Source organism: Listeria costaricensis, from assembly GCF_900183385.1.
GTDB classification, from domain to species: Bacteria; Bacillota; Bacilli; order Lactobacillales; family Listeriaceae; genus Listeria; species Listeria costaricensis.
Window position 1 is genome coordinate 86,241 of record NZ_FXUT01000001.1, and the last position, 23,972, is coordinate 110,212.

Here is a 23,972-nt window from a genome sequence, read left to right on the forward strand (position 1 = left end):
AATTTCCCGGTTTTTTGCGCTTTTTGGACAAAAGTTTAAAAATATCACTGCATAAAGAAGGGAGAAGTTCATTTTTACCAAATAAGACGGTTCATTCGTGACTTTATGCGTTTTTTCCGTTAAGATGGTAGTAGTAAAAATAACGTGAGGTGAAATAATCATGAATAAAGGTCATCGCCATATCATCATTCGCGAAATCATCACGGCAAATGAAATCGAAACACAGGAAGATCTTGTTGCAAAATTGCTGGAACGTGAAGTAAAAGTCACGCAAGCGACCATTTCACGCGACATCAAAGAACTTCACTTAGTCAAAGTACCCACACAAAACGGCACCTATAAGTATAGCTTACCGGCAGATAACAAGTTTAACCCGCTGCAGAAGCTAAAACGTGCCCTTGTAGACTGCTTTATCAGTATCGATCGTGTGCAGTTTATGCTGATCATTAAGGTTATGCCCGGAAATGGGAATTCGATTGGTGTGTTGCTGGATAATTTGAACTGGCCGGAAAAAGCCGGTACACTTTGCGGTGATGACACTTGTTTGATTATTTGCCGCAGTGAAAAAGATGCAGAGATGATGTCAGAACGAATCGTCGAAATGCTGTAACGTGCACGGAGGTGAAAAAGTTGCTCCAAGAACTTACCATCAAAAATTTTGCCATTATCGAGTCGTTGTCGCTTTCATTTGAAGAAGGCATGACAGTTATGACAGGGGAAACGGGTGCCGGGAAATCGATTATTATTGATGCTCTCGGGCTGATTGTTGGCGGCCGCGGCTCCAGTCAACTGATTCGACATGGTGCAGATAAATTGTCGCTTGAAGCGCTGTTTTATTTAGAGGATCATATGGAAGCCGTACAGGGACTGCTGGAAGAAAACGGCATTGATGCAACAGATCGAATGCTGGTTTTGGAACGGGTTTTATTTAGGAGCGGCAAAAATACCTGTCGGGTAAATGGCAAACTCGTCACCACAGTCTTCTTGCGGGAACTGGGCAGTAAATTGATTGATATTCATAGCCAGCATGAATCACAGGAATTGATGCATGATGAATATCATTTAGGCCTCTTAGATCGGTTTGATCAAAAGACGCTTGCTGGGCCACTTGCTGCTTATAGTCGAGCATTTGAGGCTTATCAGGAAGCGGATAAAAAGTGGCGCAACTGGACGAAGAATGAACAAGAGATGGCACGCCGTCTGGATATGCTTCGTTTTCAAAATCAAGAAATTGAAGCAAGCGGTTTAAAAGAGGGCGAAGAAGAAGAGCTACTCGAGCAAAAAAATATTCTCGCCAATTTTGAAAAATTAAATGAAAATCTGGCCGGTGCCTATGAAGCGCTACAAGGAGAGCCGGGTGGGATGGCCTTCGTTTCGCAAGCGATGAGTCAACTTGAGTCGATCCAAAATGTGTCGGAGGAATACCGGGAACTGAGCGAAAGTGTTTCATCGAGCTATTATATGTTGGAAGATGCACTGCGGCAGATCGGTCAGGCACTCGATCATATGGAGTTTCAACCGGAAGAATTGAATCAGATTGAAGCGCGACTTGCCGAAATGAACCAGCTCAAACGTAAATATGGTAAAACGATTCATGATATTATTCAGTACAATGAGGAAATCATGCAGGAAATCACCGCACTTAGTGAAAGTGAATCCAGTATCGATCAGCTGGCCGAAAAGCGGTTGGACGATCTTGAAAAAGTGCGTACACAGGCAGCCAAACTGACGGCACTTCGCAAAAAAGCAGCGCTTCGTTTGGAAAAGCAGATTGGCGACGAGCTCAAACAGCTGTATATGGAAAAAGCGGTCTTTAAAGTCATGTTCAAGGAAGACGTGGCCGACTATACGGCGGATGGGGCTGATCAGATCAGCTTTTATATGTCAACCAATCCCGGTGAACCACCTAAGCCGCTTACAAAAATTGCCTCTGGCGGGGAATTATCTCGCATGATGCTAGCGCTAAAAACGATTTTCTCGAAGCATCAGGGGATTACGTCGATTATTTTTGATGAGGTAGATACAGGGGTCAGCGGACGAGTGGCACAAGCGATTGCTGAAAAAATTTATGCGGTCTCAATCGGCTCGCAAGTCCTCTGCATCACGCATTTGCCGCAGGTTGCAGCAATGGCGGATCATCATTTTTATATTACGAAACAGGTACAGAATAAACGAACGCTTACCAATGTGACGGTTTTAAATGGCGAAGAAAAGACACTTGAAATCAGCCGGATGATTGCTGGGACGGAAGTGACAGATCTTGCCAAACGACATGCGAAAGAAATGCTTGATCAGGCAGCGAAGATCAAGGAGCAAGGCCAATAAAACGAAATTGCTTGCATACGAATCGGTTTTTGTTTAAAATAAAGGGTGAAGAAATTATTACCTGGTCTTAAAAACAACTACTAATTCGCTACGCGGCTTTTTTGTGTGCAGATGGTGAAAGGAGAATGTTTGATGGGATCAGTTAAGTTCTTTGACAAACGACAAACAAACCAAACGCATATCTTTGCAGTAGCAGGTGGAAGTGACGGGGCGGTCACTGAAATGGTGAAACAAGCCATTGAGAAGAAGCTGGGCCGCTTTTTATTATTTGGTGGAGAAAAATCAACCAATATAAAAATGAAAAATGGGCAAGTGACAGGGATTCCCGTGGCAACGGCCTACACGGAGGCGGAACAGGAATGGGTCACCGTGATCCCAGTAGAAAATGCAGAAGATGCAGCAGAGCAGGCTGCCCTAGCTGTGAAAACAGGACAAGCAGATATTTTGGTGAAAGGATTCGTACCGACATCAAGCCTCTTACATCAAGTACTCAAAAAAGAGATGGGACTCCGAGATAGTCGGCTTTTGTCACATCTCGCCGTATTTGAATTCCCAGCCTATCATAAACCGCTGATCGTGACTGATTGTGCAATGAATATTGCCCCGGATTTTGATGCAAAATGCGCCATTACAGAAAATGCGATTGAAGCAGCTCGGAAAATGGGGATCGAACAACCAAAGATTGCGTTTTTAAGTGCGGTTGAAAAAACGTCTGCTAAGATGCCTTCCACAATTGATGCAGCAAAGTTAGTGGAATACTTTCGAGAAAAAGAGCCCACTCTGTTAACACTGGGTCCTGTAGCAATGGATGCGGCGATTTCAAAAGAAGCGGCGCAGCATAAAGGAATTGAGTCAGCAGTAGCCGGAGATCCGGATATTTTAGTTGTGCCTAACATAGAAACAGGCAATGTCCTTTATAAAACATTGGTCTATTTTGCACAGGCCAAAGTTGGCAGTATGGTTGTTGGGTCAAAAGTACCGATCGTGATCTCCTCTCGCAGTGACTCGGCGGATAATAAATTAACCTCCCTCATGCTAACGGCCCGAATGGTCAGAAAATGATATACAAATGTGAATAAAGCGATTTCATAGCGTTGAGAGCAAAGCTTTTTATCCCTTCCAGCCTACGTGTTACAATAGTGCTGAAATGACAGATAATACTTTTTAAATTTCACAAATTGTTTCAGAGTATATAATAACAAGCGCTTGGAGGAGAATGAATGGCTTATACAGTATTAACAATCAACCCTGGATCTACATCAACAAAGCTGGCGGTTTTTGAAGGGGACGAACTGCAATTTGAAGAAGAAATTCGCCACTCGCGAGAAGAACTGAAAGGTTTCAAGACAATTCTTGAGCAATTGCCTTTACGGCGGGAGGTTCTGCTGCGGACGCTTTCCGCACATGATTTTGACTTGAAAAGCCTCGATGCCATTGTGGGACGAGGTGGACTTTTACGTCCAATGGAAGGCGGTACGTATCGTGTGAATGACAAAATGGTCGCTGATTTACGGGCAGGGGTGTCCGGTGAGCATGCTTCCAATCTTGGCGGACTTTTAGCCAAAGAACTTGCGGAAAAATTGAACGGTTTGCCAGCATTCATTGTGGATCCGGTTGTCGTAGATGAACTGGCACCAGTTGCACGCTTTTCAGGTCACAAAAATTATGAGCGCATCAGTATTTTTCATGCGCTAAATCATAAAGCCAGTGCCCGGAAAATTGCTGCCCATCTCGGAACGACCTATGAAGAGGTCAATTTTGTCATTGCTCACCTTGGTGGCGGTATTTCAGTTGCGGCACACCAAAAAGGACGTGCGATTGATGTGAATAATGCACTTGATGGAGAAGGTCCATTCAGCCCGGAACGAAGCGGGAGTCTGCCCATGGCGGCCTTTCTAGAAGCGGCAATGAGCGGGCAGTGGACGAAACAAGAGCTCTATCAGCAGCTGATCGGTCAAGGTGGTGTCATTTCGTATTTAGACACCAATGACATGCGCGTGGTGGAAGAAAAAATCGCACAGCAAGATACATACGCAAAAGAAATATTTGAAGCGATGGCCTATCAAGTCGCAAAAGAGATTGGCCAAATGGCTGTCGTTTTGCAAGGGCAGGTAGAGGCGATCATTTTGACAGGCGGCCTTGCACGCAGTAAAAATTTCACAGAACAAGTTAAACAACAGGTATCCTGGATTGGTCCGGTATTTATTCATCCGGGAGCTGATGAACTAGAAGCACTGAATAGCGGTGCGCAAAGAGTCTTGGCGGGTATGGAAAACGCAAAAGACTATTAAAGGAGGAATAGACAAGTATGGCACAAGAGTATGATGTCGTGGTTCTAGGCGGCGGAACAGGCGGCTATGTAGCGGCGATTGAAGCAAGTAAAAAAGGGCTGAAGGTAGCCGTTGTTGAAAAAAATAAGCTTGGCGGAACATGTTTGCACCGTGGTTGTATCCCAAGTAAAGCTTTGCTTCGTTCAGCAGAAGTTTTGCAAACGGTAAAGAGAGCGGCAGAATTTGGAGTCGCCATTGACGGTGATTATCAGTTGAACTTTTTAAAAGCACAAGAACGGAAACAAGGCATCATCGATCAGCTGGAAAAAGGCATCCATCAGTTGTTCAAACAAGGGAAAATCGATTTGTATGAAGGGACAGGTACGATTCTTGGCCCGTCGATCTTTTCGCCGACTGCCGGTACGATTTCTGTTGAATTGAATGATGGCTCGGAAAATGAGATGCTGATTCCTAAAAATTTGATTATCGCGACAGGTTCGCGTCCACGCAGTCTGCCGGGGCTAACGCTAGACGAAAAAAATGTCTTTTCCTCTGACGGTGCCTTGCAAATGGAAGAATTGCCGAAGTCGATTTTGATTGTTGGCGGCGGCGTGATCGGGATGGAATGGGCTTCCATGCTGCATGATTTTGGTGTAGAAGTGACCGTTTTGGAATATGCAGATCGAATTATTCCAACAGAAGACCGGGAAATTTCCAAAGAGCTGACACGTCTTTTCAAAAAGAAAAAAATCAACCTCGTCACACAAGCAGAAGTTCAGGCAGATACACTTATCAGCCAAGACGGCCAAGTGACCATCGAAGCCATCGTAAAAGGTGAAACCAAAAGCTTCACTGCAGAAAAAATGCTGGTTTCAGTTGGACGTTCTGCGAATATCGAAAATATCGGCCTTGAAAATACAGATATTGTGGTAGAAAAAGGCTTTATCCAAGTAAACGAACGTTACCAAACGAAAGAAAGTCACATGTTTGCGATTGGTGACTGTATTCCGACCATGCAGCTGGCACATGTCGCGATGCACGAAGGAATTATTGCCGCTCGCTATATCGCTGGTGAGGCAGTAGAAACACTCGATTACGACCTTGTACCGCGCTGTATTTATACGTCACCGGAAATTGCCAGTGTAGGAATTTCTGAGGAAAAAGCAAAAGCAGCTGATTTAGAAGTGAAGAAAGGGAAATTTTTCTTCCGCGGCATTGGTAAAGCACTTGTTTTCGGGGAATCTGACGGTTTTATCAAAGTCGTCGCGAATAAACGGACAGATGATCTTCTGGGCGTCTCCATGATTGGACCGCACGTAACAGATATGATTAGCGAAGCGGCACTCGCGCAAGTGCTGGATGCCACCCCTTGGGAAATTGGCGAAACAATCCATCCACATCCTACGCTTTCGGAAGCATTTGCCGAAGCAGCGCTTGCTGTAGATGGCAATCAAATACATGGTTAAGGAAAATGGTTTTTTAGGAGGAATAAAAGCATGGCTTTAAAAGAGACAGGACTTGAAAAAGAAACGCTTCTTCGTATGTACCGGACCACACTTATGGCCCGCAGATTAGATGAACGGATGTGGCTCTTAAACCGCTCCGGTAAGATTCCCTTTACGATTTCCGGTCAAGGACAGGAGATTGCACAGGTAGGGGCAGCATATGCCTTTGATTTAGAGAACGATTATTCATTGCCGTATTACCGCGATTTGGCAGTCGTATTGGCATTCGGCATGACGGCAAAAGAAGTCATGCTGTCAGCGTTTGCGAAAGCAGAAGATCCGAATTCCGGCGGTCGACAAATGCCGGCTCATTTTGGGCATAAAGCGAAACGAATCGTGACGCAAAGCTCGCCAGTGACCACACAATTCCCGCATGCAGCTGGGATCGGCTTGGCGGCCAAGATGGCACATGATCCAGTGGTAGCCTATGTTTCAACAGGGGAAGGCTCTTCTAATCAGGGGGATTTCCATGAAGGCATCAACTTTGCCAGCGTCCACAAATTGCCAGTTGTTTTCGTGATTCATAACAATCAATATGCCATCAGCGTCCCTGCTAAAAAGCAATATGCGGCTGAAAAATTGTCAGATCGGGCACTTGGCTACGGGATTCCGGGAAAACGCGTGGACGGCAATAATTTGACAGAAGTATATCTGGCTTTTAAAGAAGCGCGTGATCGGGCGGCAAATGGGGAAGGACCAACCTTGATTGAAACGGTTTCTTACCGGTTTACTCCGCATTCCTCCGATGATGACGACCGCAGCTATCGTTCCAAAGAAGAAGTTGACCAGGCGAAAGCGAATGATCCACTCCTCCTTTTCCAAAATGAGCTGCTCGAAGAAGGTTATTTAACAGAAGATGACATTGCGATTTTTGAAAAAGAAATTGCAAAAGAAGTCAATGAAGCGACAGAATATGCAGAAAGCGCCCCATATGCGGAACCAGAAGATGCACTGCGCTTCGTTTATGAAGAAAGCGGGGAGGAGAAATAAGATGGCAGTCATTTCCTATATTGATGCAATTACACTAGCGCTGAGAGAAGAAATGGAGCGCGACGAAAAAGTATTCATTCTTGGCGAAGATGTCGGGAAAAAAGGCGGTGTGTTTAAAGCGACTGCCGGACTTTATGACCAATTCGGTGAAGACCGCGTGATCGATACGCCACTTGCTGAGTCTGCGATTGCAGGTGTCGGTGTTGGAGCGGCCATGTATGGTTATCGTCCTGTTGCCGAAATGCAATTTGCCGATTTTATCATGCCGGCTGTCAATCAAATCATCTCAGAGGCTTCGCGGATTCGCTATCGTTCAAATAATGAATGGACATGTCCGATGGTTATTCGGGCGCCATTTGGCGGGGGCGTGCACGGTGCGCTTTATCATTCTCAATCCGTCGAAAAAGTTTTCTTCGGCCAGCCGGGACTGAAAATCGTCATCCCGTCGAATCCCTATGACGCAAAAGGGCTATTAAAAGCGGCCATTCGCGACAATGATCCTGTCCTCTTTTTTGAACATAAACGGGCTTATCGTTTACTAAAAGGAGAAGTGCCGGAAACAGATTATACGGTGCCAATCGGAAAGGCCAATGTCGTGCGGGAAGGCGACGACATTACCGTCATTACTTACGGACTTGCCGTTCAATTTGCTCAACAAGCAGCGGAACAGCTGGCGTCGGACGGGATTGAAGCGCATATTTTAGACCTTCGCACCATCTATCCGCTTGATAAAGAAGCCATCATTGAAGCGGCGAAGAAAACAGGGAAAGTGCTACTAGTAACAGAAGATAATCTGGAAGGCAGTATCATCGGAGAAGTCAGCGCGATTATTGCTGAAAATTGCTTGTTCGATTTAGATGCGCCTATCGCACGTCTAGCGGGTCCTGATACTCCGGCTATGCCATTTTCACCAACAATGGAAAAATTCTTTATGATCAACCCGGATAAAGTGCTGACGGCGATGCGGGAACTTGCGGAATTTTAATTTGAAAGTATGAGGAGTGAAAAAAGTGGCACTAGAAAAAATTACCATGCCGAAACTTGGCGAAAGTGTAACGGAAGGCACGATCAGTTCATGGCTTGTAGAGCCGGGGCAAAAAGTAGAAAAATATGATCCGCTGGCAGAGGTGTTGACGGACAAAGTAACCGCCGAAATTCCCTCTTCTTTTAGCGGTACAATAAAAGAAATCATTGCGGCAGAAGACGAAACGTTAGAAGTGGGCGAGGTCATCTGCACGATTGAAACAGACGGCGATCTTCAAACGGAGGAAACTGCACCGGAAGCAGAGGAAAGTAAGCCAGCTGAAACGGTACAAAAAGCCGAAAAATCTCCCGTAACAAATCAAGCCAAGAAAACGGAAGGCTTGCGTTATTCACCAGCAGTTTTACGTTTGGCGAGTGAAAATCAATTAGATCTTGAACAAATCGAAGGCAGCGGTAAAGGTGGCCGAATCACACGGAAAGATGTCCTGCGCGTGATTGAAGCCGGAGGAACTCAAGACCCAACAGCCGCATCTTCTGCCCAATCACAAATGTCAGCATCAGCTGATACCAATCAATCAGTGCAGACAAACACTTCTGCAAGTAAGGCAGAGGTTGTGACGCAAGCAGGTGACCGGGAAATTCCTATCAGCGGGGTTCGTAAAGCGATTGCCAAGCATATGGTAGCAAGCAAACATGAAATTCCTCATGCTTGGATGATGGTCGAAGCTGATGCGACGAATCTGGTCCGGTACCGGAATACCGTCAAGGATCACTTCAAAAAAGAAGAAGGCTACAGTCTGACTTATTTTGCCTTCTTTGTGAAAGCTGTTGCGCAGGCCTTGAAGGAATTCCCAGCGCTTAACAGTACATGGGCGGGCGACAAGATCATTGAACACAAAGCGATCAATATTTCGATTGCCGTTGCTGCAAATGATTTGCTCTATGTACCAGTCATTAAAAATGCAGATGAAAAGTCTGTCAAAGGAATTGCGCGCGAAATCAGTGAACTGGCAGAAAAGGCGCGGAATAATAAGCTTGCCACCACGGATATGGAAGGCGGCACCTTTACTGTTAACAGCACGGGATCATTTGGTTCTGTTCAGTCAATGGGCATTATCAACCATCCACAGGCGGCGATTCTGCAAATCGAATCTATCGTGAAGCGACCGGTTGTGATTGACGATATGATCGCGATTCGCGAGATGGTCAACATGTGTCTGTCCATTGACCACCGTATTTTGGACGGCTTGCTCGCTGGAAGATTTCTGCAAACCGTCAAACAAAATGTGGAACATATCTCCAAGGAAAATACACCGCTTTACTAAAAGGTTTCATCTGGGAAAGAAGGGGTATAGTTTAGTACATCTAGATCCATACCCCTAAACTCCCTAGATGTTTTTGGGTAGTACTGTTTCAGTACTGCTCTTTTTTTGCTCAAAAGAAAAAGCCGCAGCCTGAAAGACTACCGCTTTTACCAGAACATTAGCACGCCGGTCATGATGCTTGAAAGAATGATCGCCACAAGCATAAGGATAACGACGAAACGAACGAATTTTTTATTTGACATGTAGAAAAGAGAACTCCTCTCGTTAGTAAAATCATATTGGTTCTATTTTAACGATAAATAAAAAAAACTGCAAGCTTTTCCGGCTTGTAAAATAAACCTTTTACCCGTTATACTTAAGAAAATTCCTTGAAAGAAGGAAAAAAAGATGAAAAATGTTGCAGATTATTTTGAAGAGCTTGTGAAAATTCAAGCTCCATCCGGCCAGGAGGAGCAGCTGATCGAGCATCTGGCTGAATTCTGTCAAACAAAAGGGCTATCCATTACATACAAGGGCCGGGCGGGTTTGTTGATCCAGCTGCCTGCAACGGCAGAAGGCTTCCCGCCACTTCTTTTCAATGCCCATCTGGATCATCATACAAATGATTCAATCCCAGAGCCGATTTTTGAAAATGGCTACTATCATTCCATAGGCGGGCAGCTAGGAGCAGATTGCAAAGTAAGTCTAGCCGCCATGCTTCGCTCGATTGACTGCTTGCTGACCGACAATATGCCGCACGGGGTAGTAGAGTGGCTACTCACTACACGTGAAGAGGAAGGCTTGGTCGGGGCAAAGCTGTTTGATAAGCAGCTGATCACCTCAAGTTTTGGCTATACACTTGATGCCCCCGGACGAGTAGGCGGCTATTTGATGAATAGTGAGACACATGTGACCGTCTCAGTCGATTACTTGCAGGAGGTCACAGCAGAAAGCCTCCCATTAACGCGCGTTTTGCGTGCAGCCATCCATCGTATCCGGCATTTGCATTTATCTGACAAGCTGACGTTTATGATTGACCGCTATCAAGTAGAACAGCAGCAGAATGGGTCAGAAGCTTTGCAAGTATGGAGCCATTTGCAGGCAGAAAAAAATGTAGCAGATGTGTTGCAAGAGTTGGAAGAAATCAAACGCTGCTTTTATGAGGCAGGTAGTCAGTACGGAGCACGCGTGGATATACAAGTCCATGTCACCTATCCAGGATTTCAAATCACCAAGGAGCACGCGGCTTTTCGTTTGTTCCAAAAAGCTGCCCGCAATGTCGGCATTGCAACGAAACCGGTAAAAGAAGAAGGCGGCTCAGATGCCAATATTCTCAATGAAGCAGGCATCACTACGATTCTTCTTGCAGCTGGCTACGAGGCCCCCCATAAGCCTGATGAACGGGTCTCTGTAGCCGAACTAGAGCATTTAGTCGAGCTGATCCTTGCCTTGATCACATGTAGCCGCGGCATCAGCATCCCCGCCGTATTTCAAAAATGAAAATCCATGAAAAATTCCGGTTGGAACAATTGCCGAAGCGTCATTTCTTTGGTATAGTTAAGAATGTTGAGAAGTTTGATGATTCAACGTGTCAAATTATGACACGCGCTGCCCAAAAGGTGCAGAGTATCCGAAGAAGGGAAGATTAGAAAATGGCAAAACAAGAAATTGGCGTAATTGGCATGGGTGTTATGGGCCGCAACTTGGCACTTAATATCGAAAGCCGCGGCTATACAGTATCCATTTTTAACCGCTCTAGTGAAAAAACAAAAGCAGTAATGGAAGAAAATGCAGATAAAAAATTAGTTCCAACGTATAGCTTGGAAGAATTTGTTGAATCACTGGAAGTTCCTCGCCGTATTTTGATTATGGTCAAAGCAGGCGATGCAACTGATATGATGATTGAAGCCGTCAAACCTTTCCTAAATGAGGGTGACATTTTGATTGATGGTGGGAATGCCTTTTTCAAAGACACGATCCGTCGTAACAAGGAGCTTAGCGAGGAAGGTTTTAACTTTATCGGGACAGGTGTTTCCGGCGGTGAAGAAGGCGCGCTGAAAGGGCCGTCGATCATGCCAGGCGGTCAACGTAAAGCTTACGACCTAGTAGCACCAATTTTGCGTGAAATCGCAGCAGTTGCAGAAGGAGAGCCTTGTGTGACGTATATTGGTCCAGACGGTGCCGGTCATTACGTAAAAATGGTCCATAATGGAATCGAATATGGGGACATGCAATTAATTGCTGAAGCCTATACGATTCTTAAATATATTGTTGGTTTAAATCAAGACGAGTTGGCGGATGTTTTTGCAGAATGGAATGAAGGCGAACTTGACAGCTATTTGATTGAAATTACGAAAAATATCCTAAAAGTCAAAGATGACGAAACAGGCAAACCGATTGTCGATGTCATTTTGGATAAAGCCGGTCAAAAAGGCACGGGTAAATGGACGAGCCAAAGCGCACTTGATCTAGGTGTACCGCTTTCGCTAATTACAGAATCTGTTTTTGCGCGTTACATTTCAGCGCTGAAAGACGAACGTGTGGAAGCAAGCAAAGTACTCAGCGGTCCAAGCAACTATCACTTTGACGGCGATAAGAAAGCCTTTGTCGAAGCGGTTCGCAAAGCACTTTATTTCAGTAAGATTGCTTCTTACGCGCAAGGCTTTGCCCAAATGAAAGCAGCAAGTGATGAATATGAATGGGACTTGCAATATGGTGAAATTGCGAAAATTTTCCGTGCGGGTTGTATCATTCGTGCACGCTTCCTGCAAAAAATTACAGATGCTTACAATAACAACAAGCATTTAAATAATCTGCTACTTGATCCTTACTTCAAAGACATTGCACATAATTACCAAGGTGCACTGCGTGAAGTCGTAGCAGAAGCAGTGAAAGCTGGTATTCCGGTACCAACATTTACAGCTGCAATCAGCTATTATGACAGCTATCGTTCCGAAGTGCTGCCTGCTAACCTAATTCAGGCTCAGCGCGACTACTTTGGTGCTCATACGTATGAACGTGTTGATAAACCAGGCGTATTCCATACAGAGTGGCCAGAAGTGGAAGAATAATTCCTGATTCTCGAGCGCCCTTTGAAGCGACGGCTTTAAGGGGCGTTTTTTACTGCCTAAAATAAGGATCCCATTAAAATGTGTTTTTTTGAATGATAAATCCATAAAAAATAGCGGAAATTCTTATCATTCGCCTTGTTATTAGTTGTTTTTGGATGAAAGTCGGTTACAATAGAAGTAGATATGTATACAGATGCCTGAAAGAGAGGTTAACAAAATGAGTAAAATTCTAATTGTGGAAGATGAAAAAAATCTGGCCCGGTTCATCGAGCTGGAGCTTCAGCATGAAAGCTATGAAACAACGGTCGCAAGTGATGGCCGTGCAGGACTGGAGCTTGCTCTCAGTGAAGATTGGGATGCGATTTTGCTTGATTTGATGCTCCCACATTTAAACGGTATAGAAGTTTGCAGACGAGTTCGTCAAACGAAGCAAACACCGATCATTATGATCACAGCGCGTGATTCCGTCATCGATCGTGTTTCCGGACTGGATCACGGAGCAGATGATTACATTGTAAAACCATTTGCAATTGAGGAGTTGCTTGCTCGTCTGCGTTCGCTTTTACGTCGCGTGGAAAACAGTGAACAAGCCATCAAGCAAACGACGCTTGAATACCGCGACCTTGTAGTTGAAAAAGAAAGTCGCATCGTTCGTCGTGGAGAAGAAGTCATCGATCTGACGAAAAGGGAATATGAGCTTCTTTTAACCTTGATGGAAAATATCAATATTGTATTAACAAGGGAAGTATTGCTCAATAAAGTTTGGGGTTATGAGACAGAAGTAGAAACAAATGTGGTGGACGTATATGTGCGTTATCTGCGTAATAAAATCGACCACCCGGATGAAGAAAGTTACATTCAAACGGTTCGTGGCACCGGCTATGTGATGCGTACATGACAACTAGCACTTTCTCACTTAAAAGCCGCTCACTCAAATTTAAATGGACATTTGGTGCCAGCGCTGCGATTTTCTTGACTTTCTTTCTATTCTCTTTTGCCATTTATCAGGGGATCGGCCAAATGCTTTTGAACGAAGAGGAGCAGAAGGCGAACTCGCTGCTTGTTGCTACCGCTTCCAGTGATGTCTTAAAATCTGGGAATATTGCCAATGATGATTTGAATAAAAAAGTAATGGACGACACAAAGGCTATCAGTCAGCGGATTCAAGATCAAGTGGTGGCAATTTATGATAAGGATGGCAATCGGATTAATAATTATTATTACCCGCAGTATAGTGAGACGGGCTCGAAAGATTATTCCAAGTATTTCGTTCCCAATAGCGATGAAATGCTGACAAGTAAGCCGACCGTGGATGGTCAGAAAATGATCATCACGCAGTGCCCAATTGTTTCCAGTGCAGATAATTCAACGATTGTGGGCTATGTGCAGGTTATTAACCCACTAACGAGTTACAATAAAATGATGGACAAATTACTTGTCATTATGTTCATTTTAGGAGCGGTGGCACTTTTCATTAGCGGAATGCTCGGCTATCTGCTTGCCCAAAATTTTCTAAACCCACTAACAAAATTGGCGCGCTCTATGAATGACATTCGCCGTGATGGTTTTCAGAAAAAACGAATCGAGCCGATCACACAAACGAAGGATGAGATCGGTGAACTAACGATGGTATTCAATGATATGATGACGCGAATTGAAAACAGTTTTGAACAGCAAAAACAATTCGTCGAGGATGCCTCGCATGAACTGCGTACGCCGGTACAAATTATGGAAGGGCATTTAAAACTGCTTGACCGCTGGGGGAAAGATGATCCGGAAGTATTGGATGAATCATTGAAAGCTTCTCTTACGGAACTGGAACGCATGAAGAAACTCGTACAAGAAATGCTAGATTTGTCTCGTGCAGAACAGGTTTCGCAAACAAAAGAGCTGCAGATTGTGAGTGTGAATGATACGGTCGAGCAGGTTCGACGTAATTTTGAAGTGATGTATGAAGATTTCACATTTACGCTTTCAGAAGAAGCTGAGAATCTCCATGCAATGATCCAACACAATCACCTTGAGCAGCTGCTAATCATTATTATGGACAATGCTGTGAAATATTCAGATGGAGCCAAGCAAGTGGATATGCGCCTTTACCGTGCGGCGGATAAGATCCGTGTTTCGATTCGGGACTATGGTGTGGGGATTTCAAAAGAAGAAGTGGAAAAAGTTTTCAACCGCTTTTACCGCGTGGATAAAGCCCGCAGCCGTGAAAAAGGTGGCAATGGTCTAGGACTTGCGATTGCCAAACAGCTGGTTGAAGGTTATCTGGGGACGATCGAAGCAGAAAGTGACCCGGAAAAAGAACCAGGAACGACCATTACCATTACTTTGCCACTGATTGAAAAAGAGGCTGAAAAAGCATAAAATTTTTAACCATAAAAAAAGCGAGTATCCAGTTGAAAGGATGCTCGCTTTTTCGATTATTTTTTACTTTGTTCTTCCACTGTTTTTTCGAATTCTTTTTCCTGTGCAATCACTTCTTTAACCTCAGGGTGTTTGTTCATGTAAAGTTTCTTGGAAAGAAGCGTCTGTCCGCAAAGGAAAAGTCCGCCGACTGCCCAGTAAAGTGAAAGTGCAGAAGGTGTCGAGAAGGCCATGAATAAAATCATCGCCGGTGACATTAAACCAATGATCCGCATTTGTTTCTTTTGCTCTGGTGTGTAGCCAATCATGGAGACGAAATATTGAAGCAGATAAACCAGTCCGGCAATAATGGCAAGGGCTGCATCTGGTTGACCAAGATTGAACCATAAGAAGCCGTGTGAGGCAATTTCTGATGAGCCGCGAATTGCATAATAGAAGGCCATCAAAATCGGCATTTGGATAATGATTGGCAAACAGCCCATTTGCATCGGATTGATGTCATATTTTTTGTAGACAGTCATCATTTCCTGCTGAATTCTAGCTTGCTCTTCTTTGGTTGCAGCGCGTTTCAGCCGTGCTTGAATTTCATCAATTTCTGGTTTGGCAACAGCCATTTTCGACTGCATGGTCATTTGTGCTTTTGATGTTCGCAAGTTGAGCGGCAGAATGGCAGCACGGATTAAAAGTGTGGTAATAATAATGGCAACCCCGTAGTTATCATTGAAAAAGGATGCCACAAATTTGATAAATGCTGTAAATGGGGCAATCAAGTAAGTATAGAAAAACCCGTCTGTATTTTGGGATGGGTCCATGCTACACCCAGTTAAGAGCGCCAAGCCAAGTAACAGCATGGCAATGAGTAATAAATGTTTTTTCTTCACGATTAATAGTTCCTCCTAGTTTTAAATAGCTCCTGTTACATCTCAAAGCAAGTAAAGGCTGTCTGGTTCATCTGCGAAGGAACTCTTCTTTAATGTGACAACAAGCCACAACAGGATGAAATTGACCAAATGAATCAATTTCGGTTTCACATTTAGAAGCGTAATGCGTGAAAAAAATAAAACATCTGCATGAAACATTGCTGGCTTCAGTGCTTTAATAATCGGCCAGAAGCGAAACAGTGACAGCATCAGCAAAAAAGTCACAGTCATAGCAATATATTCAGGCTCAGCAATCATTTGAAGAAAAAAGTCCACAGCACGCATCCACTCCCTTCCTGCGATTTTTAGTACTCATTAACTATAATTCAAATAGGCAAGGAATTCAAGCCGTTTTCGTCATTAATACAGAATATCAAATGTTTTGCGTTCTTCTACGGGTGCTCCCATATAAATGTACACATGTTCCACACGGGCAGCTCGTGAAGGCCCTTTTTTTACCGCTTCGATAAATTGATCTAATTGTTTTTCTTCACCGAGAGCCGCAATTTCAACCGAGCCGTCATCCAAGTTTTTTACGGTGCCGCTGATATCATATTTGTAGGCAATATGTTTGGTGGTATAGCGGAAACCAACGCCCTGTACCATTCCCGTAACACGTAAAATAGCGGTTTTTTTTGCCAATTCAATCATCCTTTCGCTTCGTCATCTATACCTATAGTGTAGCTTTTTTTTCTGCTGGTTTCAAAAATTTACTTTACGGTTTGTTCTGCGCTATAATGGATGAGTGTAAGAAATGACCTGAGGTGTTGAAGATGGAATATCAAGTACTGATTACAAAAGGTGAGTTTGAGCCATGGTGGTTTTTTGAAGAATGGGAAGAAACGATCACGGAAACTTTTACTTATATAGAAAAGGAAGCGGCTTTTGAGAAATATCAGGAAATCTGCCAAAAGTTTCAAAAAAGCTACCCGGAAATGCAAGTGAAAAAGACAGTGCTGGCGGCTTTTTGGGATGAAGCTGAGATCGAATACTGTGAGGACTGTGAAGATGACATTCAAACTTTTCACGGAGTTCTCTTACTGGCTGATGGCAATGTGTATGAGCCGGATGCTGCTGAAAAAGAGAAATGGTTTACGCTTGTTGGCGAGCCAGAAGGGGGAGAAGCATGACGAAGGAAGAAAATCTCCTGCGACAAAGAAGAAAAGACGAGCATGTGACGCTTGCAGTTAGACAATACGGTGAAAGAAGCCCGGGTGTTTTTGATGAAATCGAGCTGATCGGTCAATCCGTGCCCAATTTGCATGTTGATCAAGTGGATTTGGCTACGCGTGTGGCGGGGCTCAATTTTTCAACGCCCATCTATATTAATGCCATGACTGGTGGAAGTCCACATACGAAAAAAATCAATGCAGAGCTAGCGGAAATTGCACGCACGACGAATGTTGCCATGGCGGTCGGTTCAGAATCTGCCGCTTTAAAAAACCCAGACGTCCGAGATTCTTTTCAGATTGTCCGGGAAGTCAATCCAGAGGGCATTATTTTTGGCAATGTTAGCCCAGAAGTGCCACTTGAAGAAGGATTGAAAGCCATCGAGCTGATTCAGGCAGATGCCCTGCAAATCCATGTGAATCCAGCGCAAGAGCTTGCCATGGCAGAAGGAGATCGCGATTTTTCAAACTGGTTGAATGTGATTGCCGACTATGTCAAACATGCCCCTGTTCCAGTGATTGTCAAGGAAGTTGGTTTTGGCATGAGCCGTGAGACTGCTCTGCGATTAAAAGAGGCAGGCGTTACAGTCATTGATGTCGGCGGAAAAGGTGGTACAAATTTTGCCCAAATAGAAAATGAACGCAGACGGCATCACGAAAAACGGGCTTTTTTGAATGAGTATGGCTTAACGACCCCTCAATCGCTGCTGGATGTACAGACATTCCAAAAACATGGGGAAGTGCTCGCCTCAGGTGGTATCGAGACGGCCGCAGATGTGGTGAAATGTCTGGCACTTGGAGCAAAGGCTTGTGGAATTGCAGCGCCGATTCTGGCACGACTAAAAAATGACGGCAAGGAAGCGGCGATTGCCTATTTACAAACACTCCAACAGGAAATTCGCTTTTTGATGGTGCTGCTTGAAGCGGCAAACGTAGCAGCATTAGCTGAAATACCTCTTTTTATCAAAGGGGATTTGCGCGCCTTTATGGAAACCAGACAAATCAAGCGAAACTAAAGAACGCGTGAAACCCAGTGCCGAAAGTGGCTGGTTTCACGCGTTTTATTTAGACTTTAAAGACTTTCTGAATGAGCTGGCAATGTTTCACCAATCTCTGCAAGTTTCGCCTCAAGCGCCTCTTTTCCAAAGTCCATTTTTTTGATATAGAGATTTGCCGGATGAACGCGGCATTCATGCGAGCAGCTATGCAGATATTTTACTTCATTTTCTTCAGAAGCAAGAATCTGTTTATTGCAGTAAGGGTTGGCACAGTTGATATACCGTTCGCAAGGGGAACCATCAAAATGATCTTTCCCAACCACCGTATGCTCTACACGATTAATCGGTACAGCGATGCGTTCGTCAAACACATACATCATCCCGTCCCAAAGCTCTCCTTTTGTCTGTTCATTTTTGCCATAAGTCGCAATCCCACCATGGAGTTGGCTGACATCTGAAAAACCTTCTTTTTTAAGCCAACCGGAGAATTTTTCGCAGCGAATGCCACCCGTGCAATAGGTGACAATTTTTTTGTCTGCCAGCTGATCGCGATTTTGTTTGATCCAGTCTGGCAATTCGCGGAAATTTTTTATGTCTGGACGAATAGCTCCTCGAAAGTGACCTAAATCATATTCATAATCATTCCGAGCATCAATGGTGACGGTATCGGGATCTAAAAGCGCTTCCCGAAATGCTTCCGGCTCTAAATAGTCACCTGTTAATTCGAGCGGATCAATATCCTCTTCCAAATGAAGGGAGACAATCTCTTTGCGCGGACGGACATGCATTTTTTTGAAAGCATGCCGATCAGCTGCATCCACTTTAAACACCATATCGTGAAAACGAGGATCAGCGTGCATCGTCTCCATATATTGATTTGTTTGTTCCACTGTACCAGAAAGTGTGCCATTTAAGCCCTCTTCCGCCACAAGAATCCGGCCCTTCAAGCCAAGCTCTTTACAAAAAGCGAGATGCTTCTTGGCAAAAGCTTCCGGATCATCAATTGCTGTGTATTTGTAATATAACAACACTTGATAGTCACTCATGTTTTAACCACCCTTATTATTAAATTATGTGAAAAACGTTGCAAACTCTATGTTTCTCCACATTGCGCAGCTATTACTATACTATAAAAAAGAGGGGATTTCCAAGTTTTTGTTTTCTGTCGTTTCCTCAATGCCGTGATTTCATTTGTTAAATCCATATGATATACTATTAAATAGGAAAAAGGAGAGACGGGAAGTGATGTTATTTGCATATTGATTCAAGTATGATTGAAGAACAGGCCTATAAAGAGGTTCGATTAAGCCGTAGAAAAAGAATGAAATGGCTCCTTTATAAATTGATTATGATTACAGTTGGAGCAGTTTTGATGGGAGTTGGCCTGGAACTATTCCTTGTAAACAATCAGATACTCGATGGCGGCGTTGTCGGAATATCAATTATTATTTCCCAACTGACGCCACTTCCGCTAGGGGTACTGACTTTCGTATTAAACATTCCATTTTTTGTGATCGGCTACCGAAAAATCGGCAAGAATTTTGCTGTCTCAACGCTCTACGGGATTGCCGTGATGTCACTCGTCACATTGCTCCTACATGACGTTGAACCGGTAACAGACGATCTGCTTCTTGCCACAGTGTTCGGAGGCGTCACACTTGGACTCGGCGTGGGTCTTGTGATTCGTAATGGCGGCGCACTGGATGGCACAGAAATCGTATCAATCATTGTCAATGGAAAAACACCATTTTCTACCGGACAGATCATCATGGTCATCAATATTTTGATTTTTGCTGTTGCCGGTCTAGTTTTTAACTGGGATCGGGCGATGTACTCACTTATTACATATTTCTTGGCTTACAAAGTGATTGACATTGTGATTCAAGGAATGGATGAATCCAAAAGCGCCTTTATCATCAGTAAATATTATGAAGAAATCGGCGGCGAGATCATTGAACAGTTAGGGAAAGGGGTCACCTATCTAGAGGCGACTGGCGGCTATTCAGGTGATGTGAGAAAAGTGATTTTTGTGATTATTTCTCGTTTTGAAGAAGTAAAATTAAAAGCGATTCTAGATGAAATAGACCCAGATGCTTTTCTGGCCGTGGGTGGCAGTATGTCGGAAGTTCGCGGCGGCAAGACCATGAAAAAGAAAACACCCCATCTATAGAAATTAGCTGAAATTCTTTCGGGCAGAAGGAATCTCAGCTAATTTCTATTTATATGCGTACGTTTGTTTGGGAAATAGGACTTTTAGCGGAGCAAGTGGGATTTATTTTATGATATAATGGGGCAAGATATGTGAGAGAAGTAAGGTGGGGAAAAAATGGCAACAAAAAGGAAAAAACAACCGGCGAGGAAAAGTGGGCGTTCTCAAAGTCGAAATAAAAAGAAGAACGCATACGGTTTTGAAATAACAGGCATTGTTTTGATTGCGGCAGCCCTATTAGGAATGTTTCGCTTGGGATTTATCGGCCAGCTGATTTATGCAATCAGTGAATTTTTTCTAGGTACACTAGGTTACCTGTTTTTAGCCGGGATGATCGTATTAGGGATTTACTTGCTAATTGCACGAAAACGACCGCCATTTTTTCAAAAGCGACTGGTTGGCTGTTATTTGTTAACAATCGGGATGGCGACATTTGTTGAAATGCATTTTGCCACGACTTTTGGTCTGACAGATAATATTTTAATGGAAACCTGGTCACGTGCGACGACCAATCTGATTTATCCGACTGCAGTTGCCAGTGTAGGCGGCGGGATGATCGGAGCGGTAATTTGTGCAGCTTCTTATTTTCTTGTAGCTAAAATCGGCACACAGGTGATTGCGATTTTATTGATGTTGCTAGGTGTTTCTTTCTTATCTGGCATCCCGCTACGAACGGTAGGACATAAAATAGCTGTCGGTTTCCGCTATCTGTTTGGAAAATCAAAGGAAGCAGCTGTAAAAGGGAAGGACAAAGCTGCAGAGCGTCAGCAAAAGCGTGCGTTAAAAGCAGAAAAGAAAGCAGTCGAAAAGCAACCGACTCCATTGGAATCAAAGGAACCTGAGAAAGCCCTTCCTAAAGAAAATCGGCCGCAAGTTGAGCCGCCGATCATTTCAAACTTCCATGCCAAAGCAGCACCTAAAAAAGAAGTGCCGCCTGTCGAGGTAGCAGAGGATGCACCGGAAGAACGCGAAATGATGTTCGAGCAGGAGTCGTTTGAAAACGAAATCTATCAACTCCCAACCGTTGATCTGCTAACACCTGCACCACCAACAGATCAATCAAAAGAGTATGATCAAATCAAGGCCAATGCAGCCAAACTGGAGAGCACATTTGAAAGTTTTGGCGTACAAGCTAAGATTACACAAGTTCATTTGGGACCTGCTGTGACAAAATATGAAGTCCAACCGGCAATCGGGGTGAAAGTCAGCCGTATTGTTTCTTTAAGTGATGATATTGCGTTAGCCCTTGCCGCAAAGGATATTCGTATTGAAGCACCAATCCCGGGCAAGTCGGCGATTGGAATCGAAGTGGCCAACCAACAAGTGGCCATGGTGTCATTGCGGGAAGTGTTGGAAAATAATCCAGACAATCGACCGGAGGACAAGTTGCAAATTGCACTGGGACGGGATATTTCCGGGGAAGCAGTCTTGGCACACTTGAATAAAATGCCCCATTTACTTGTAGCCGGCTCGACAGGGAGCGGGAAATCTGTCTGTATCAATGGTATCATCACAAGTATTTTACTTCGAGCTAAGCCACATGAAGTGAAGATGATGATGATCGATCCCAAAATGGTAGAGCTGAACGTCTATAATGGCATTCCGCATCTTCTAGCACCAGTTGTGACCAATCCTAAAAAAGCCGCCCAAGCATTGCAAAAAGTTGTGTCTGAAATGGAGCGCCGTTATGAACTCTTTTCTCATACGGGAACGCGGAATATGGAAGGCTATAATGAGCATGTGCGCCGTCATAATGAGGAAAATGAAGAGAAACAGCCAGAATTGCCGTTTATTGTCGTCATTGTCGATGAATTGGCCGATCTGATGATGGTCGCTTCAAATGATGTGGAAGATGCAATCACTCGGCTGGCACAAATGGCGCGGGCTGCCGGTATCCATTTAATCATTGCGACACAGCGTCCTTCAGTTGACGTTATTACAGGGGTCATTAAAGCCAACATTCCTTCACGAATTGCCTTTGCCGTATCCAGCGCGACCGATTCACGAACCATTCTTGATATGGGCGGAGCTGAAAAGCTACTTGGGCGTGGAGACATGCTGTTTCTTCCCGTGGGTTCCAGCAAGCCGACCCGTGTGCAGGGAGCCTTTTTAAGCGACAGTGAAGTGGAGAAGATCGTGGATTTTGTCATTGCCCAGCAAAAAGCGCAATATGACGAAGAAATGATCCCAGATGATTTGCCAGATGTCAGCGAAGAAGCAGAAGATGATTTATTTAATGAAGCCGTTGATTTGGTTGTGGAAATGCAGACTGCTTCGGTTTCGATGCTACAACGGAAATTCCGAATTGGCTATAATCGTGCGGCACGCTTGATCGATGAAATGGAACAACGGGGGATTGTCGGTCCACACGAGGGTTCTAAACCGCGACGTGTGAACATAGATCCAGATAATCTGGAAGAGTAAAAAGAGAACGATGCAGAATTTCTGTATCGTTTTTTTGAGGTTTTATAAGGTTGAATTTTCAGAATTAACTTGTTATATTAAAATCGCAAGTTCCTTATTTATTTCTTTGGCGGTTCATGGTATATTAAAATCAGTTAGCGTATACGGTTTCAAAGTCCACTTGCCATTTTGGTAAAAGGGAAACATTACATAATCAATTAAGCAAAATTGTTCGTGGTAAACCGTTAAAGCTAGCGAATATTTTATCTCTTGGGAGGGGTTTGAAGGTGAAAAAGCGTACGTTTGCGTTGGCGCTAACCATGATTCTGGCTTCTGCGGTATTCCTTGGCGCTTGTGGAGGATCTGACAGCAGTAGCGACAAGTCTAGTGGGAAAAAAGATGATGACAAATTCACTGTAGCAATGGTTACGGATACGGGCGGTGTTGATGACCGTTCCTTTAACCAATCAGCATGGGAAGGTTTGCAAAAATTTGGTGAAGCAAATGACATGGAAAAAGGTCAAGATGGTTACAACTATCTTCAATCTTCATCAGAAGCAGACTACAAAACAAACTTGAATACTGCTGTGCGCAGTGGGTATGACTTGATTTTCGGTATTGGTTACAAATTAAAAGATGCCATTGAAGACGTTTCAAAACAAAATCCTGACAGCCAATTTGCGCTTGTAGATGACACAATTACTGACCGTGACAATGTTGCGAGCATCGGCTTTAAAGACAATGACGGTTCTTACTTGGTAGGAGTTGTTGCAGGTCTTACAACAAAATCGAATAAAGTAGGTTTTGTTGGCGGTGTTAAAGGAGAAGTTATCGACCGCTTTGAAGCAGGCTTTACTGCTGGCGTAAAAGCTGTTAACCCTAATGCAGAAATTGATGTACAATATGCGAACGACTTTGCAAAAGCAGATAAAGGTCAACAAATTGCTTCTACCATGTATTCAAATGGCGTAGATGTTATCTTCCACGCTGCTGGTGGTACTGGTAATGGTGTATTTGCTGAAGCGAAAAACTTGAAGAAAAAAGATCCTAGTCGCGACGTTTGGGTAATCGGTGTTGACCGTGACCAATGGGACGAAGGTAAAGTAAAAGCAAACGACGGCAAAGAGTACAATGTAACACTAACTTCTGAAATCAAACGTGTAGATATCGCTGTGGAAGACCTTGCAACTCGTACAAAAGCAGGCGATTTCCCAGGTGGCGAGAAGATCGAATACGGTCTTGATAAAGATGCAGTCGGCCTTTCTGAACACCAAGATAATATCTCAAAAGATGTTCTAAAAACAGTGGACGAATATAAACAAAAAATTGTTGATGGTGAAATCAAAGTTCCAGAAAAACCTTGATCAATCGTCATGTATGAAGGGCTGGCTGCTCAGTCAGCCTTTCAATTCTATTTACTTTGAAAGCGTTTCCTGCATTTAGTAAAACCTTTT

The 23,972-nt window shown here is 44.0% G+C and carries 22 protein-coding genes; 17 read left to right on the forward strand and 5 right to left on the reverse strand.

Features of this window, described 5'->3' with window-relative positions; translation table 11 throughout:
- Positions 1 to 160 precede the first annotated feature (160 nt).
- The 8 genes from ahrC (at position 161) to CS921_RS00570 (ending at position 9,399) form a co-directional block, all read left to right on the forward strand.
- On the forward strand, positions 161 to 610 hold the full coding sequence (gene ahrC / locus CS921_RS00535) for a transcriptional regulator AhrC/ArgR (protein WP_099220991.1): 450 nt from the start codon (positions 161 to 163) through the stop codon (positions 608 to 610).
- A 20-nt stretch (positions 611 to 630) separates the two neighbouring features.
- Positions 631 to 2,325 (forward strand): DNA repair protein RecN, encoded by a 1,695-nt coding sequence (gene recN, locus CS921_RS00540; RefSeq protein ID WP_099220992.1) that lies wholly within the window; start codon positions 631 to 633, stop codon positions 2,323 to 2,325.
- Between the two features lie 132 nt (positions 2,326 to 2,457).
- Entirely contained in the window at positions 2,458 to 3,387 is a 930-nt protein-coding gene (locus tag CS921_RS00545; RefSeq protein ID WP_099220993.1) for a phosphate acyltransferase, read from the forward strand.
- A gap of 158 nt (positions 3,388 to 3,545) precedes the next feature.
- Positions 3,546 to 4,616, forward strand: a complete 1,071-nt coding sequence (gene buk, locus CS921_RS00550; RefSeq protein ID WP_099220994.1) for a butyrate kinase — start codon at positions 3,546 to 3,548, stop codon at positions 4,614 to 4,616.
- Positions 4,617 to 4,633: 17 nt separating this feature from the next.
- The gene (gene lpdA, locus CS921_RS00555; RefSeq protein ID WP_099220995.1) at positions 4,634 to 6,061 is read left to right on the forward strand and encodes a dihydrolipoyl dehydrogenase; all 1,428 of its coding nucleotides are present in this window, start codon (positions 4,634 to 4,636) and stop codon (positions 6,059 to 6,061) included.
- Between the two features lie 30 nt (positions 6,062 to 6,091).
- Positions 6,092 to 7,090: a thiamine pyrophosphate-dependent dehydrogenase E1 component subunit alpha gene (locus CS921_RS00560; RefSeq protein WP_099220996.1), complete on the forward strand. Its 999-nt coding sequence runs from the start codon at positions 6,092 to 6,094 to the stop codon at positions 7,088 to 7,090.
- Position 7,091: 1 nt separating this feature from the next.
- A complete protein-coding gene (locus CS921_RS00565; RefSeq protein ID WP_099220997.1) occupies positions 7,092 to 8,075 on the forward strand; it encodes an alpha-ketoacid dehydrogenase subunit beta in 984 nt (327 codons plus the stop codon).
- A 25-nt stretch (positions 8,076 to 8,100) separates the two neighbouring features.
- Complete coding sequence (locus tag CS921_RS00570) at positions 8,101 to 9,399, forward strand: dihydrolipoamide acetyltransferase family protein (protein ID WP_099220998.1); 1,299 nt, start codon at positions 8,101 to 8,103, stop codon at positions 9,397 to 9,399.
- 146 nt (positions 9,400 to 9,545) lie between these two features.
- Here CS921_RS00570 and prli42 read toward each other — a convergent pair whose 3' ends face one another.
- Entirely contained in the window at positions 9,546 to 9,641 is a 96-nt protein-coding gene (prli42, locus tag CS921_RS00575) for a stressosome-associated protein Prli42 (RefSeq protein ID WP_099220999.1), read from the reverse strand.
- A 145-nt stretch (positions 9,642 to 9,786) separates the two neighbouring features.
- On the opposite strand from prli42, the gene CS921_RS00580 reads away from it, so the two are divergent.
- The 4 genes from CS921_RS00580 to CS921_RS00595 all read left to right on the forward strand — a co-directional run bounded on the left by CS921_RS00580 (position 9,787) and on the right by CS921_RS00595 (position 14,819).
- Entirely contained in the window at positions 9,787 to 10,878 is a 1,092-nt protein-coding gene (locus CS921_RS00580) for a M20/M25/M40 family metallo-hydrolase (RefSeq protein WP_099221001.1), read from the forward strand.
- 152 nt (positions 10,879 to 11,030) lie between these two features.
- Entirely contained in the window at positions 11,031 to 12,449 is a 1,419-nt protein-coding gene (gene gndA, locus CS921_RS00585) for an NADP-dependent phosphogluconate dehydrogenase (RefSeq protein WP_099221003.1), read from the forward strand.
- Positions 12,450 to 12,666: 217 nt separating this feature from the next.
- Complete coding sequence (locus CS921_RS00590) at positions 12,667 to 13,347, forward strand: response regulator transcription factor (RefSeq protein WP_099221005.1); 681 nt, start codon at positions 12,667 to 12,669, stop codon at positions 13,345 to 13,347.
- Positions 13,344 to 14,819, forward strand: a complete 1,476-nt coding sequence (locus CS921_RS00595; RefSeq protein WP_099221007.1) for a HAMP domain-containing sensor histidine kinase — start codon at positions 13,344 to 13,346, stop codon at positions 14,817 to 14,819. The genes CS921_RS00590 and CS921_RS00595 overlap by 4 nt, the downstream gene beginning before the upstream one ends.
- A 56-nt stretch (positions 14,820 to 14,875) precedes the next feature.
- Here the strand turns inward: CS921_RS00595 and yidC are convergent, their stop codons facing one another.
- The 3 genes from yidC to CS921_RS00610 all read right to left on the reverse strand — a co-directional run bounded on the left by yidC (position 14,876) and on the right by CS921_RS00610 (position 16,381).
- A complete protein-coding gene (gene yidC / locus CS921_RS00600) occupies positions 14,876 to 15,700 on the reverse strand; it encodes a membrane protein insertase YidC (RefSeq protein WP_099221009.1) in 825 nt (274 codons plus the stop codon).
- A 42-nt stretch (positions 15,701 to 15,742) separates the two neighbouring features.
- Complete coding sequence (locus CS921_RS00605; protein WP_099221011.1) at positions 15,743 to 16,024, reverse strand: hypothetical protein; 282 nt, start codon at positions 16,022 to 16,024, stop codon at positions 15,743 to 15,745.
- A 75-nt stretch (positions 16,025 to 16,099) separates the two neighbouring features.
- Entirely contained in the window at positions 16,100 to 16,381 is a 282-nt protein-coding gene (locus tag CS921_RS00610; RefSeq protein ID WP_099221491.1) for an acylphosphatase, read from the reverse strand.
- Positions 16,382 to 16,512: 131 nt separating this feature from the next.
- Between CS921_RS00610 and CS921_RS00615 the strand changes: the two genes are divergently transcribed.
- Together CS921_RS00615 and fni are read left to right on the forward strand one after the other, a co-directional pair.
- The gene (locus tag CS921_RS00615; RefSeq protein ID WP_099221013.1) at positions 16,513 to 16,869 is read left to right on the forward strand and encodes a DUF1033 family protein; all 357 of its coding nucleotides are present in this window, start codon (positions 16,513 to 16,515) and stop codon (positions 16,867 to 16,869) included.
- Positions 16,866 to 17,924, forward strand: a complete 1,059-nt coding sequence (gene fni / locus CS921_RS00620) for a type 2 isopentenyl-diphosphate Delta-isomerase (protein ID WP_099221015.1) — start codon at positions 16,866 to 16,868, stop codon at positions 17,922 to 17,924. The genes CS921_RS00615 and fni overlap by 4 nt, the downstream gene beginning before the upstream one ends.
- 56 nt (positions 17,925 to 17,980) lie before the next feature.
- Here fni and trhO read toward each other — a convergent pair whose 3' ends face one another.
- Positions 17,981 to 18,952 carry an oxygen-dependent tRNA uridine(34) hydroxylase TrhO gene (trhO, locus tag CS921_RS00625; protein ID WP_099221017.1) on the reverse strand — a complete coding sequence of 324 codons (972 nt, stop codon included), beginning with the start codon at positions 18,950 to 18,952 and terminating at the stop codon, positions 17,981 to 17,983.
- Between the two features lie 224 nt (positions 18,953 to 19,176).
- Here trhO and CS921_RS00630 point away from each other — a divergent pair, with 224 nt between their 5' ends.
- The 3 genes from CS921_RS00630 to CS921_RS00640 all read left to right on the forward strand — a co-directional run bounded on the left by CS921_RS00630 (position 19,177) and on the right by CS921_RS00640 (position 23,882).
- Positions 19,177 to 20,076 carry a YitT family protein gene (locus CS921_RS00630; RefSeq protein WP_099221492.1) on the forward strand — a complete coding sequence of 300 codons (900 nt, stop codon included), beginning with the start codon at positions 19,177 to 19,179 and terminating at the stop codon, positions 20,074 to 20,076.
- A 156-nt stretch (positions 20,077 to 20,232) separates the two neighbouring features.
- Complete coding sequence (locus tag CS921_RS00635; RefSeq protein ID WP_099221019.1) at positions 20,233 to 22,539, forward strand: DNA translocase FtsK; 2,307 nt, start codon at positions 20,233 to 20,235, stop codon at positions 22,537 to 22,539.
- Between the two features lie 266 nt (positions 22,540 to 22,805).
- On the forward strand, positions 22,806 to 23,882 hold the full coding sequence (locus tag CS921_RS00640; RefSeq protein WP_099221021.1) for a BMP family lipoprotein: 1,077 nt from the start codon (positions 22,806 to 22,808) through the stop codon (positions 23,880 to 23,882).
- The last annotated feature ends 90 nt before the right edge of the window (positions 23,883 to 23,972 follow it).